Below are 14,313 nucleotides of genomic sequence, written 5' to 3'. Positions count from 1 at the left end.
CAAGGAATGCGCACAACATGAAAAGTGAATCAGCGAGGTGAAGATATGAATAGTCTGACGCGCATGTGGAAGAAGGAATGGCCGCTTCATTTGATGCTGCTGCCGGGTTTAGCTATGATTGTTATTTTTAGTTACATTCCTATGACAGGAATCATGATGGCTTTTCAAAAATATGTGCCGAATAAAGGGTTGTTCGGCTCCCCGTTTATCGGATGGAGGAACTTCCAGCTGTTAATGGATTATCCGGATATCGGCCGCATCTTCTTTAATACGGTATACATTGCTGTAATGAAAATCGTTGCCGGTTTGTTCGTGCCAATCACGATAGCAATTTTGCTTAATGAATTGCGTAGAGAATGGATGAAAAGAACGTTTCAAACCCTGGTCTATCTGCCCCATTTTCTATCCTGGGTGCTGCTGAGCGGGATTTTGGTCGATATTTTGTCTCCTTCCTCCGGCATATTGAACCAGCTGCTTGGATGGTTCGGCATGAAGCCGATTTTCTTTCTTGGCGATAATAACTGGTTCCCTTATGTCATGGTCATCTCCGATGTATGGAAAGAATTTGGATTTGGGACCATTGTTTATTTGGCGGCGCTGACAGGAATCAATCCTACGCTTTATGAAGCCGCTGAAATCGATGGCGCGGGCCGCTGGAAACAAACGCTTCACGTGACGCTGCCGGGCATGATGCCGATCATCGTTCTTATGCTTACGCTTAATATCGGCAATGTGCTGAATGCCGGATTTGATCAAATATTTAACCTGTACAGCGCGCCGGTGTATGAAAGTGCCGATATCATCGATACTTTCGTCTACCGCATGGGGATACAGCAAGCCCAGTTCGGATTTGCCACAGCTGTCGGCCTATTAAAATCCGTCGTATCCTTTATTTTCATTTCCGTATCCTACGTACTCGCATACCGACTAGCGAATTACCGTATTTTCTAATGTCGGAAAAGTCGGTGATTCAGAAAGGAGACAGACCGTGGTTATTAAACCCTCATTCGGAAGAAGGGCTTTTCTCGTTTGCAATCTCATCTTTCTTGCGTTTATATCATTTTTATGCTTAATGCCGATCATTCATATTTTGGCGATTTCCTTTAGCTCGGGTTCGGCGGCGGCAGCCGGCAAGGTTGCGCTGTGGCCGGTAGAGTTTACAACGGCGGCTTATGATAACGTGTTCGGCAAGCCTGAATATGTAAGAGCCTTTGGCATTTCTATTCAACGGGTTGTGGTTGGGACGGCATTAAGCATGCTGTTAACGATTGTTACGGCGTATCCTTTATCCAAGGACCGCCATACGTTTCGTCTAAGAACCGTTTATGCCTGGATTTTCGTATTTACGATTTTGTTCAACGGCGGACTCATTCCTACCTATTTGACGATTAAAAGCCTGGGACTTATTGATTCTCTCGGAGCCCTGGTGTTTCCTATGGCGATTAACGTATTCAACGTCATCCTGCTATTGAACTTTTACCGCAATTTGCCCAGGGAGCTTGAGGATGCTTCACGGATAGACGGAGCCGGGCATTTTTCAACACTTTGGAAAATATATGTTCCGCTATCGTTGCCCGCACTGGCGACAACGGGGCTGTTTACGATGGTAGGGCATTGGAATAGCTGGTTCGATGGCATGCTTTATATGAATCATCCGGAAAATTATCCGCTGCAAACCTTCTTGCAAACCGTTATTATTAAGATGGACTTCCGATTTCTTAAATCGGAAAATGTGGAACTCATGCTCCAGCTGTCCGATCGTACAAGCAGGGCGGCACAAATCTTCGTAGCGGCTTTCCCGATTCTTATTGTCTATCCATTCTTGCAGCGGTTTTTCATCAAAGGCATAGTAATGGGAAGTGTAAAAGAATAGACAAAGAAGGTCGTAGATCTCAGACACAGGAGAACAAACGATGAAAAGTATATTCTTTTTACAGGATTCCTCTATATTCAGAAAAATAATGGCTGCCTTTTTGGCGGCCTTACTGCCGCTTATGGCATTTACCTGGATGATGAATGAGCAAGGAGCCGATCATATCCGCAGTGAAATATCCGATTCAATATTGAATACGACGCGGTTTTATTTAGACTCCCTGGATCAGGAAGCAGACCGGATCAGCCGATATTTGCCTAACTACGTCATGGACAGGGATTTAATGGAAGTGGCGGCGACAGGCGAGCAAATGAACTCCTATGAGCGGTCGTATAAAATATTGGATATTCAGCACCGCTTGGATTTAATGAAAAATTCCAGTCCGTTCATTCGTGAGGCGAAGGCGTACATTCCGCATATCGAGCGAACGGTGCTGAGCAACAGCTTTGAAACCAGTCTGGATGCGGAAGAATATGAAGCGATGCAGCCAGACAAGAAGCTTTATGCGGAGCCCTTTATTTATTGGCAGGACCGGCTGTTTATTACGATGCAGTACCCTGCAGGCAAAACGGACCCGCTCTATGTGGTTGGCGTAGAGCTCTCAACCGGCAAAATGAAAGAAACCTTAGCGCAAATCGGCAATAGCAGGGGTGGCCAGACCGTATTGTTTAATCTGGAGCGCGGCTGGGAAATCAATGGCGGCTCCGACCTTGAATTTCATGATCTGATGAAGCAGCTGGCTTTTGAAAAGCAGGCGGCGAAAATGGATGAGGGCTATGATACGATTCATTATAAAAATAAGCGATATCTAACCGTATTCAAGTATTCCAGCCTATGGAATTCATACTTGGTAACGAGCATACCGGAAGAGATGATTCTCGGTTCGTTGCAGGTATATAAAGCTTTGTTCTGGTGGGCTTGCGCGCTTGCGGTTATTATTTTTTTATTTTTTACCTATTTTTTAATCCGGTTAATCTACCGACCGCTGATCAAGCTGGTGCGTTCCTTCCGCCGCATACAGCAAAACGAGCTGGAGCCGATCTTGATCGACCGCAGGAAGGATGAGTTCGGCTATTTATACCAGGCTTTTAACGATACCGTGAAATCTTTGAAAACATTGATTGAGGAAAATTATGAGCAGCAAATTCGCAATCAGCGTTCGGAGCTGAAAAGATTGCAATCGCAAATTAATCCTCATTTTTTATATAATTGCTTTTTCGTGCTTTGCCGCTTGATTAAATCCGATCACCAGAAGGAAAAAGCCTACCAGTTCTGTTTGTACATCGGGCAATATTTTCAATTCATTACTCGCCAACATGATGACGACATCCCGCTGGAGATGGAGCTTGAGCATTCCCGCATTTATGTGGAGATGCAGTCGATTTGTTACGGGGATCGAATCCAAGTGCTGTTTGAAGTCGAAACCCAGCCGATTGAAGTCCCCCGATTGATTTTGCAGCCTATTATTGAAAATGCCTACAAGTACGCCCTCGGCAATTTGCGCGGCACGGGCGAGCTATGGGTGCACAGCAAGCTGCGAAATGATGCTTTATACATTTATGTAGAAGATAACGGCGAGTTCATTACGGACGAGGAGATCGAAGCGCTTGGCAAGAGGCTGCGTTATTCAACGAACCAGATGGAGGAGACAACCGGCCTGCTTAATGTTCATCGCAGAATTCAGCTTCGTTATGGAGAAGAGTATGGGATTGACGTATCACGCTCTGAGCTTGGCGGGCTTCAAACTATTATTAAACTGAGCATGAGCTAAGGAGGAATCGCCATGTACAGGCTTTTAATCGTGGATGATCTGCCGATTATTGTAGATGGTCTTCTGGAGTTGTTCGAGAAGACGGAGCATTTGGCGCTTGAAGTCATGAAGGCCTATTCCGGCGAAGAGGCGCTTGAGGTGCTGTCACATCACCGGATGGATATTGTGATTTCGGACATTAAGATGTCCGGCATCGAGGGCATTGAGCTGCTGCAGGAAATAAAATCGCAGTGGCCGGCGTGCAAAGTTATTTTATTGACAGGGTTCAATGATTTTCACTATGCGAAGAACGCCCTTACGTTTGGCGCCTTTGATTATTTGCTGAAAGTAGAAAGCGACGAGAAGATCATTCATACCGTTGAACGGGCGATAGAGGAAATTGAAGAGGAGCAGGGACAGGCTCAAATGATCCTGCGTGCCCAGTCCAAAATGAGAATAGCGATGCCTTCCTTGCAGAAGGAATATATTTGGGGCTTATTTCAAGGCAAGACGATGACGGGGCAGCAGCTTCGGGACGCTTTTGCGGAAATGGACATTCCGCTCGACGCATCGCTGCCTGTCTATTTACTGATTGGCCGGATCGATGCCTGGAAGGAAATGTTCACGGCGCCGGATAAGGCTTTGCTCGCTTACGCCCTTCAAAATATCGGCGATGAGTATTTATCCGCCCATGTGCGCTGCTTCTCCGTCGTATTTGATATGAACAAAATGGTATGGATCTTCCAGCCTAAAGCCGGCTCAAAGATAACGGAGGATACCGGTACGATGGAATGGACCCGGGCATACCGCTATGTGAGCGGCCATTTGGAGACGATACAGGCAACCAGCAAAAAGCTGCTAAGCCTCTCCGTATCTTTTCTTATTGGCAGCGAGGCTGTCCCATGGAATCGGCTGTCGGATCGTTTTCATGCGATGAAATACGGTCTTATGCAAGGCCATGGCTTGTTCCATGAGGTCATCATGACCGATAAAGATATTCAGAAGTCCGAAGAAAAAGAGAAGGTGAACAGCTATCATGACAGCTTTTTTCACGCTCGCGTACAGTTGCTGATGAGCTGTCTTGAAAATAATCACCGCGAGCAGTTTAATCATCTGTTTATTGAATTGACAGACATCTGGAACGAACCGGATACTCCTTATGAGCGCAAGGTGGAGTTGTACCATTTCCTATCTGCGGTATTTCTGGCTCATTTGCACAAAAATAAAGACATGCGAGACTATATGAATACCCAGATGAATATGGACATGCTGTTCCGCCAGGAGGAGACCGCTTCATGGACGGAGCTCATTCCATACTATTGGCAAATCGCGGACTGCTTTTTTGAATGGAATGCGATTCGAGGGACAGAGCTGCCGGCGGAGGTCGTCAATAAGGTGCATCGTTATATAGAGGAGCATATTGCGGATGATATATCCCTAACCGCGATTGGGGATTATGTCAGCTTGAACCCATCCTATTTATCAAGGCTTTACAAGCAAATAACGGGAATCGGACTATCTAAATATGTAAATGATTACCGTAATGTCATTGCAAAGGACATGTTGCTCAATACATCCATGAAAGTCAATGAAATTGCCGCCAAGCTCGGCTACAATTCAGCGCTTGCCTTTATCCGCTTTTTTAAGAAGCAAAATGATATGACGCCGCAGGATTTTCGGACGGCCCGCACCGAAACGATGCAGCAAGGTCAATAAATGTATATGGAATGTAAGCAATGATCTATTTTGATGCGCGGAGTCACCCCTTACAATGAAATTATAATGCAATTGTACATGCAAGGGGGACTAACATTGAGAACATTAACGGCTGTACTATTAGGCGCAGGCAGTAGAGGAAGATACATCTATGGACCGTATGCGGAAAAATTTCCGAATGAGCTGAAGTTTGTTGCCGTAGCCGAGCCGGATGATGAACGCAGACAACGCTTTGCAGAGATTCATGAAATCGCTGAGGAGCATGTTTATCATTCTTGGGAAGAAGCATTCGAGCAGGGAAAAATAGCCGACGTGATGATCATCTGCACGCTTGATCGGATGCATTATATACCGACATTGAAAGCGCTGGAGCTGGGCTACCATGTCATGCTGGAGAAACCGATGTCACCGAATATGCGGGAATGCATAGAACTGGAGCAGGCTTCCCTTAAGTTTAAGCGTTTGCTGGTGGTCACGCATGTGCTTCGTTATTCCCCGTTCTGGTCGGGCATCAAGAAATGCATTGAGGCTGGGGAGCTGGGTGCCATCGGCACCATTCAGCTGACAGAGAACGTAGGCTATCACCATATGGTTCATAGCTACGTACGCGGTAATTGGCGCAATTCCGAGGAAACAAGCCCGATGATTTTGGCCAAATCCTGCCATGACCTGGACCTCATCTCCTGGCTGATGGATGAGCCGTGCACAGCGGTCAGCTCCTTTGGCTCATTGCTTCATTTTAAAGCCGAGAACGCGCCGGAGGGGGCAACGGACCGCTGCATCGATGGTTGCGAAGCTGAGAGGGAATGTGCCTTTTCAGCGATTAAAATGTATTTGGAGCAACCTGCCGATCATTGGGCGCGCTATATGACGCACGATTTATCACAGGAAGGCATTATCCGGGCACTTAAGGAAGGACCGTTCGGGCGCTGCGTCTATCGCTGCGATAACAATGTTGTCGACCATCAGGTCGTCAATATGGAATTTGCCAGCGGCGCTAACGCTAACTTTATTATGTCGGGATTAACCCAGAGCGGTACTCGCCGAGTTCAGATTATGGGCACGCAGGGAGAGATCATCGGCGATATGGATAAGGGCTCATTTACGCTGTACCGCTATGCAACGGGCGAAGAAATTGAAATGAAATGCAGCGTGCAGGGAGACGGCCACGGCGGAGGCGATGAGCGCATGGTGAGCTCTTTCCTTAAAAATGTACATAAGTTCGATCGCAACCCGTCCCAAGGACTTACATCGGCTACAGCTTCCTTGCAAAGCCATTTGATTGCCTTCGCTTCCGAACGATCCCGTTTACAGCAAGGCAGAAGCATAAAGCTGACCGAGATGTATCACAAGGAAGAAGCGGGCGTTTAATTGTAGAAATCTTCAAAACGATGTGTGTGTGGGATAGGCAAAATTGAACGGAATCACTTGCTGCGCCGTAATGATGGCGGACATCCGCGGCGTCCGGGCTTGGAAAGTGAGTACCCCGGATGCCGCACAAGTTCGCGAGCAAAGAAGGAAATGGGGAATGAGAAATTTTTGTTTTTGAAAGCGGTTCCAAATGAGGCTTGTGCCATATTTCATGAAAGGGGGGATCCATTCAGGTATTCTTCACAATGTGGTAATGATTTTAGGCATTTCTACAACACTCGAGAGTAAAAAAGGAGTTGACCAGATGATTTCAAATAAGAAATGGGGATCCGCCCTGCTGGCAGCCGTATTGCTGATGGCCCCGGTTTCCGCGGTGCAGGCGATATCGCCTGTTCCAAAAGTGGTTCTTACGCAGGCGGGAGCTGCAGCGCAGATGGAAGGACAAGATACAGGAGATCCACAATTCGCACCGGATCAGCCGACGGATGCCGGGGAACCGGAAGCGGAACAAGCATCCTCAGCGCCGAATACAAACCAGAGGGGTGCATCTTCGGCAGTGGAGGAGATACAATTCCGCAATCTGGCGGCCGGTCTCCCTTATGAATGGTCCGAGGAGCCAGAAGCGTCGCGTCCAGACGGCGGGTACAAGCTTACGGATGGAAAATACGGTGCATTGGATATGAACGACACGGCATGGGTAGGACATGTGCGTGGAAAAACGCGGGAAGTCGTCTTTGATCTCGGTGAGGAAACGTCAATCGGAAAGATTACAGCTCACTTCTTCCAAGACTATCCTGCCAACTCGATCCTCGTTCCTTTAACCGTTTCGATGTATGTTTCCGACGATAAAGAAAATTGGGGACTGCTGTCCCATAACGCCACCCAGCTGCTCTGGGGGGAAGGACCGCCAAGACAGGAAACCTTTGAATGGGACGGCAGCCGGGATGGTATCAAAGGCGGGAATACGGACGGCAAGCTGGCTTATGCCCGTTATGTTAAAGTAACCTTTACGATGCATCCTTCGCAATGGGAATACATTGACGAAATCGAAATTATAGGGACGGATGGCAAGGCCCAGGGGGCGGTAAAGGTTCCTGCCGAACCGCCTCGTTTTTTGGAGCCGGGAGAAGCTACGGCCGGTATCCGGAACCTGAATCTGCTGTATAACGGACAATATGCAGATGGTTTGGGTGATTGGAACAAAGAACGGATTATCCCTAATATCAGTTATGTAAATCAAGATGGCGAGCCTGTCGACTGGCTTTTTGACGGGATATTATATCTCGGACTGGCTTCGCCTGCCGGCCGTGACTTCGGCGTCGGACAAACGATCCTGGAGGACTGGAACTGGTATTTGGATAAAACCTTCGCAGCCGCAGGGGATATGCAGCAGCTGAATGAGGCTACTGTGGAAGTCGGGGCCAAGCTGCACCAGCCTGATCATAAGATGAAGGTTGTGCTCATGATACCGAACCCGGGGGAATACGTAAACGACTTTGGCGACATTGACGGTGACGGGGTATCCGAAAGCTTTAACGACTCGGTTGTCGGCAAAGAGAAAGCGCTCGACAATCGGATAAAAGCGATGCAGTGGTGGCTCGATCAGGTCCGCCAAAGATGGCAGGAGGCGAACTATTCCAATCTGGAGCTTGTTGGCATGTATTGGCTGGAAGAACAAATCAGCACAAGCGATACAGGTCCGGATTTGCTCAAAGCTGTAAGCGGCAAAGTTCATGACATGAACTTGAAATTTTTCTGGATTCCTCACTCTTTGGCTTATAAAAGCTTTATGTGGAAAGAGGTAGGGTTTGATGCCGTGGCGCTACAGCCTAACTATTTCTTCGGCGAAATGGATTCCGACCGTTTGGAGGATGCCGCGAACCTGGCCAAGCAATATGGGATGTCGATCGAGCTTGAGTTCGATGACCGGATGCTGACGGACGGCGTATTCCGCGATCGTTATATTGAATACTTGAACAGCGGTGTTGAAACCGGCTTGATGCAAAATGGATTTAGAGCGTATTACCAAGGCAATAATGCCGTTTATAACATAGGGGTAAGCAAGGATCCAAGCTTGCGTTTAATGTATGACTGGCTGTACCAGTTCTTAAACGGAACGTACACGATTGACAGCGGCCCGACGCCGGAGACAATGGAGGAGCTGGTACGGAGTTATGTCGCATCGAGCGAGATCGATTCGGTTTTTGGCAATGAGTTGTTGTATCGTTTGCAGAACATCAAGCAGCTTCTGGAGCAAAACAAGCCGAAGGACGCCGTATCGTATATGCAGGATTTCCTCGCGCACATTCACGACCCTGCCGTGCAAGCGCAAGGATTGATATCGGCACCTTCAGCAACGGTGCTTGATACCTATGCCCAAGTTCTCATGGAAACTTGGTCTGACGACTGGGGCCTTAGCAACCTGGCTCAAGGTCTAAGCTATACCATTTCGCGACCGCCGAACAGCAACTATCCCGATTCCGGAAATGAACTGACGAACGGCCTATTCGGCGGAATGGATTTCGGCAACGAGCAGTGGCAGGGTCATGCGGGAAGCGCCTTCCCTGAGGAACGAAGCCGCACCATCACATGTGATTTGGGCCGCAACAAATCGATCGGATCCATCAGAGCCCATTTTCTTCAGGATCAAGGACCCGGCATCTATTTCCCTCAGAACGTCGATTTTTCCGTTTCAACGAACGGCCAAACCTGGAGTACACTGGCAACCGTTTCCCCACCACCGGCACATGATGCTGTCTCTGCCGAATTCGTGAAATGGAGCGGGTCAGCAGACGGCGTACCGGGAAAAGCGGGAGCCGATAAAGTGTACGCCCGCTACGTCAAGGTCGAATTCCCGGTCAACGTCTGGGTCTTCCTTGATGAAATCGAAGTTCTTGGCCTTGACGGCAAGGCGAATGGAGCCGTAGTTTTGCCGCCGACGCCGTAAAAATCTTATAGACTTGTCTCCTTTTTCAAAGAATGGATCAATAAACTAACGGGAGACGATAGCCCGGCGTTGGAACTCGCCCAACATATTGGACAGACGCATGGGAAACTTCATCGTTATGGGCCCTTTATAAAGTATATCCATGCTGGCAATGGACAACGCTTAAGGTTAAAGATTATCTTATGCGGGAGGTCATCGCTGTTGAAATTTGAACTAGGACGTTGCTTACTGAATGAACGATTGATGGAATCCGGAAAGTCAGCGGAATGGCTGGCAAAAGACTTGCGTTTCAAACCGGAGCGGGTTTACGACTTTATTGAAAACAAAAGAGTGATGCCACTCAAAATTGCCATATCGATCGCCGATTCCATCGGTTGTGATGTTCGTGCATTGTATGAATTAATTCCGAACGATAATGAAGTAAAAGGAGATTAATTCTCGAGGACAAAAACATGGTCCCAAAGAAAGTCGCTATTTTTAGCGGCTTTTTTTGTAATTCGACAGCTATTTCATTAAGCTAATGGGCAGATTTGCGCAATTTCCATTATATGGTATAGTATAAGAAGTGAAATGACGGGACGAACGGTTACAGTGTGAAGAGTGAGAAAGGAGCGAAAATGTGAGGATGTATTCTAAAAGCAATAGAATATTGATTAGTGTGGTTTTTATAGTTTGTTTAGTAGGAGGTGTAATGGTATTCCAAAACACATATGCTAAAAGTACGACTAGTCAAAGCCACACAAATTCTCCTAACTATCCTGAAAATGAACATGGACAGACATACGGTTCTGCTGAAGAAACCACCTCCGTTGAAATGCTACCAGATTTAATCCATGCGGGAAGTGTGAATGGCATTAAAGGGTATTTGCTGAAAAAAGATTATCTCGGTGAACCTGGTGACGTCCCACTGTATGATGTTTATGGGAAAACCATAATTGGTTCTTTTCATATTAGCGATAAGCATATGAACTATCCTAAAAATAAAAACGGACAGACATACGGTTCTAGCTCAGATGCAACTTCTCCAAAAACGGAACCTGAATTAATTAGTGCTATAGGTGTGGATGGCACTGCAGGATATGTGCTAAAAAAAGACTTAGACGGCGAGCTGCCAAAATCACCCGAGGAAGCCATTGCAATACAGAACAGAAGATCACCAGATGGTCACGATATTCCGCTGTTTGATGTTGATGGTGAAACTGTAATTGGTGTGTTTCATGTTGGAGGAAAGTAATAAAAAGGGAGGCCGGTTGAAATAATTGCCTAAATCTAGGGGGGATTTACCATATGGAATTGACGGAGGGCAAAAACGTTGTCCCATTGTCCATGTCGAGGGATCTGAAAAATGGTCCCATTGAAAGTCGCTATTTTAGCGGCTTTTTTGTTTTATCGGTACAAGTTTTTGTCCCGAGCCAAGGAGAAGAACTTGTGCCTATTACCGTAATGGACATCAAGTTGGTCCGATTACTGATTCGGTACATATCTAATTAGAATTCAACAGCCATTTTATTAAGCTTATGGGCAGTTTTGATTAATAAAGGAGTTAAATCCGTCCCTGCTGAATCATGTAGAGGAAATAATGCCAACTTACTTTAATATATCATTTCCGTTAAAAACGCTTTCGGATGATTATCTAATGTCTGGCGCGATTCCAGTTTTATTTTATATTGACTAAATGTTCACTCAATAATAAACTAATACTAAAAAATACAGTAGAAAATGGAGTGTTTGCATTGTATTTACATTTTGAGATTACTTGCACTGATGATCCTGTTGTCATGGAAGAAGCACTCACCTTAGATACATCTAGTAAACAGCTTGAACTTGTAGTCAATGGTCCCATGGATAATATCAACAAAAAACCCGAATTCTATCGGTTCTATTTACATTTCTACTTATCTACAGTTTCCTAAAGAAGCAGATTAGAAGGGAGTTTGTATCTAGTCTACCGTTTAAAAGGGGCAAATCTTAAATTAGGAGATGAGCGGAGATGGAAACACGTGTGAAGCAAATTGAATTGAATGGACACACTTTTCAATATCGCGAGAGTGGGGAGCCTTCTGCACCGCCGCTTGTTGCACTTCACGCGCTTGGAACAAGCGCAGAATCATGGGATCAAGTCGCTTTTGCATTAGGAGACAAATTCCGCGTTTTAGCTTTAGATCAGCGGGGTCACGGGGGGAGTGCAAGAATAGGTACTTACTCTTTTGAACTGATGTGCGATGACTTGTTTCATTTTGCAAACGCCATGAATTTGGAACGATTTACGCTTCTTGGCCATTCCATGGGGGGAACCGTATCTTATCTTTTCTCGGAATTCTATCCGTCGAGGATAGAACGGTTGATCGTTGAAGACACTCCGCCTCCTTTTGCGGATAAGCCGATCCAAGTTCCTGCCAAACCTTCTGATCCCCTGCCGTTTGATTGGCAAGTAGTGCCTTCGATTTTACGGCAACTTAATGAACCCAATCCCGATTGGTGGTTGCGTCTTAATGACATTATCATGCCTACTCTTATTATAGGCGGAGGCTCCAGTCACATTCCTCATAACAAATTACGCGAAGTTTCTGAGCTTATTCCGAATTGTGAATTGGTGATGATACAGGATGCCGGGCACTTTGTGCATGATGATAATTTACCAGCTTTCTTGGCTGCCGCAAAAAAATTTCTTGATTCGTAAATATCTCTGAACGATGACACAGTACCCACTGCTTGTTCTAGCCAACTAAATGATCAAACTCTTGGGCTATAGCTCCGGTAGCTTAATTCGTTCGACTTTGGATAACAACCGGCTTTACCGTTAACAAACGAAATTGATCTTTACGTTCAGAAGAGGGGGCCGGGGAATCCGTTCAGACGAGCGATGACGCCGATTTGACCGACGTGATAGGACTCATGATCGAAAACATGATGGAAAATCCATCGCAGTGTCGGCGCCGAAGGCGGTTCCCAACCGTCTGAAAAACGAGGGAGCTGTATGGCTGGTGCATACTCATCGTAAATCATGGAATTGAGCTTGAGGTCTGTTTGGTTCCGAATGTCGATATAGGCCTGTAAAATTTGCTGCGGATGATCCATAGTCTTGGAGAGTTGACACGTTCCCTTAAAACTAATGACGTTAATCCATTCGTCTTCACTACGTGCGATGTGCTCAACGATCCAGGCGATAGAGTTGGGATGGGCGGGATGCGTTGCATACCACTGTTCTTCCGTCAATTGGTTTAAATAAGGGATCAGGATCTTCCTCACATCATTTCGATAAGGAAAAAAAGCAACTAGTTTCATGATTCCTCCGGTAAGAAGATAGAATTAGTATAAGTTGAGTGTCTATCATCATAGGGATTCAACTTATATTTATTTTATGGAAGGAAGAACGGAAACTCAAGTGATACCCATTCTATATAAGAAAGACATTTATTCTTAGCAAGGAGGAAAATAAAATGATGGAGGAGGAAATAATCTCCTATTGCTTAACCTACCCCGATGTTTATAAAGACAAACCGTTTGATGATAAATGGACTGTTTTACGTCACAAGAAAAACAAGAAGATATTTGCAATGATTTTTAACCTCGATGGACATCTTTGCCTTAACGTCAAGTGTGAACCGAACAAAGCCGATTTCCTACGCAACATTTATGAAGATGTTAAGCCTGGGTATCACATGAACAAAACGCACTGGAATACCATTATTTTAGATCGTAACATGGAAGAGGATGATATTTTCGAAATGGTGCATCATAGCTTTGAACTCACGAAACCTAAGTCAAAAAAACATACGTAACCATCTCTATTGCATTGTTGGATGTACTCATGCCTTGGTTTCATGAGACGTTTCAGCTGGTTAGTCGAGCATCTGCTGTTTATTTTTAGAAAAGGGGTTGACATCAAAAAAATGATTGGATATATTTGTTACATACCAACCGAATGTATGAAAGGAGGGGGCAAATGGCAAGAAATAAATATCCTGAAGAAACAATCAACCAAATCCTAACCGTGGCTCTAAACCTGTTCATGCAAAAAGGATACGAGCAAACCTCCATTCAGGATATCATTAATGAACTGGGCGGGCTGACGAAAGGGGCTATTTACCATCACTTCAAGTCGAAGGAAGAGATCTGGCAGGCTGTCATCGATCATGCGTTCAAAGGCGTTGACGAAATGCTGGCCGGCATCCGGGATGACAATGGGCTGAACGGCTTGGAGAAGCTCCGCAAGATTTCCCAAGTCTCCCTCGACAATGCTGCCCGCAACGAACTGGCATCGGTCGGGCCGAATCTCTTACGCAATCCGAAGCTGTTGGCGGCGCAGATCGAGAACATCATCGAAAAAGCCGTACCCGTCTATATCCAACCCATCATCGAACAGGGTATGCGTGACGGCTCGATCCGAACCGACTATCCAAGGGAACTTAGCGAAGCTTTGGTCATTCTCACCAACCTGTGGCTAAACCCGGAGGTCATCCAGGCTTCGCCCGAAATGATGTTGCGCAAGGTAAGATTCTTCGATGAAATGTTGAAAGGCTTGGGGCTTGACCTATTCGATGAGCAAATGTATCAACGATACGAGGAGCTATTTCGTGTGTCAGCTAGAGAAATCATCAAAGAAAACTAACTGCCGAAAGGCAGCTTATTTTTCAGCCTATTCATACCAACGGT

At 46.1% G+C, this 14,313-nt stretch carries 12 protein-coding genes; 11 read left to right on the top strand and 1 reads right to left on the bottom strand.

What is annotated here, in order from left to right; translation table 11 throughout:
- Positions 1-45 precede the first annotated feature (45 nt).
- The 9 genes from OHJ21_RS08755 (at position 46) to OHJ21_RS08715 (ending at position 12,337) form a co-directional block, all read left to right on the top strand.
- Entirely contained in the window at positions 46-951 is a 906-nt protein-coding gene (locus OHJ21_RS08755) for an ABC transporter permease (RefSeq protein WP_207797460.1), read from the top strand.
- 37 nt (positions 952-988) lie between these two features.
- On the top strand, positions 989-1,873 hold the full coding sequence (locus OHJ21_RS08750) for a carbohydrate ABC transporter permease (RefSeq protein WP_127592939.1): 885 nt from the start codon (positions 989-991) through the stop codon (positions 1,871-1,873).
- Positions 1,874-1,913: 40 nt separating this feature from the next.
- Positions 1,914-3,644, top strand: a complete 1,731-nt coding sequence (locus tag OHJ21_RS08745) for a sensor histidine kinase (RefSeq protein ID WP_486019838.1) — start codon at positions 1,914-1,916, stop codon at positions 3,642-3,644.
- Positions 3,645-3,656: 12 nt separating this feature from the next.
- Positions 3,657-5,339: a response regulator gene (locus OHJ21_RS08740; protein ID WP_486019837.1), complete on the top strand. Its 1,683-nt coding sequence runs from the start codon at positions 3,657-3,659 to the stop codon at positions 5,337-5,339.
- A gap of 96 nt (positions 5,340-5,435) precedes the next feature.
- Entirely contained in the window at positions 5,436-6,710 is a 1,275-nt protein-coding gene (locus tag OHJ21_RS08735; RefSeq protein WP_100537294.1) for a Gfo/Idh/MocA family protein, read from the top strand.
- Between the two features lie 304 nt (positions 6,711-7,014).
- Positions 7,015-9,657 carry a DUF4855 domain-containing protein gene (locus OHJ21_RS08730; RefSeq protein ID WP_486019836.1) on the top strand — a complete coding sequence of 881 codons (2,643 nt, stop codon included), beginning with the start codon at positions 7,015-7,017 and terminating at the stop codon, positions 9,655-9,657.
- Between the two features lie 201 nt (positions 9,658-9,858).
- Entirely contained in the window at positions 9,859-10,092 is a 234-nt protein-coding gene (locus OHJ21_RS08725) for an XRE family transcriptional regulator (protein ID WP_326113587.1), read from the top strand.
- Between the two features lie 190 nt (positions 10,093-10,282).
- Positions 10,283-10,891, top strand: a complete 609-nt coding sequence (locus OHJ21_RS08720) for a hypothetical protein (RefSeq protein ID WP_326118719.1) — start codon at positions 10,283-10,285, stop codon at positions 10,889-10,891.
- Positions 10,892-11,647: 756 nt separating this feature from the next.
- Positions 11,648-12,337, top strand: coding sequence for an alpha/beta fold hydrolase (locus OHJ21_RS08715; RefSeq protein WP_100537290.1), 690 nt, complete (start codon positions 11,648-11,650; stop codon positions 12,335-12,337).
- A gap of 146 nt (positions 12,338-12,483) precedes the next feature.
- On the opposite strand, the gene OHJ21_RS08710 is transcribed toward OHJ21_RS08715, so the two are convergent.
- Positions 12,484-12,942 (bottom strand): DinB family protein, encoded by a 459-nt coding sequence (locus OHJ21_RS08710; protein ID WP_100537289.1) that lies wholly within the window; start codon positions 12,940-12,942, stop codon positions 12,484-12,486.
- 155 nt (positions 12,943-13,097) lie between these two features.
- On the opposite strand from OHJ21_RS08710, the gene OHJ21_RS08705 reads away from it, so the two are divergent.
- On the top strand, positions 13,098-13,439 hold the full coding sequence (locus OHJ21_RS08705; RefSeq protein ID WP_486019835.1) for an MmcQ/YjbR family DNA-binding protein: 342 nt from the start codon (positions 13,098-13,100) through the stop codon (positions 13,437-13,439).
- 164 nt (positions 13,440-13,603) lie between these two features.
- Entirely contained in the window at positions 13,604-14,269 is a 666-nt protein-coding gene (locus OHJ21_RS08700) for a TetR/AcrR family transcriptional regulator (RefSeq protein WP_394055719.1), read from the top strand.
- Positions 14,270-14,313 lie beyond the last annotated feature (44 nt).

The sequence above is a fragment of the Virgibacillus sp. LDC1 genome, assembly GCF_025792345.1.
GTDB classification, from domain to species: domain Bacteria; phylum Bacillota; class Bacilli; order Paenibacillales; family Paenibacillaceae; genus Paenibacillus_AQ; species Paenibacillus_AQ lautus.
The sequence above is the reverse complement of the archived record's forward strand: the minus strand, read 5'-3'. Positions and strand labels throughout refer to the sequence as shown.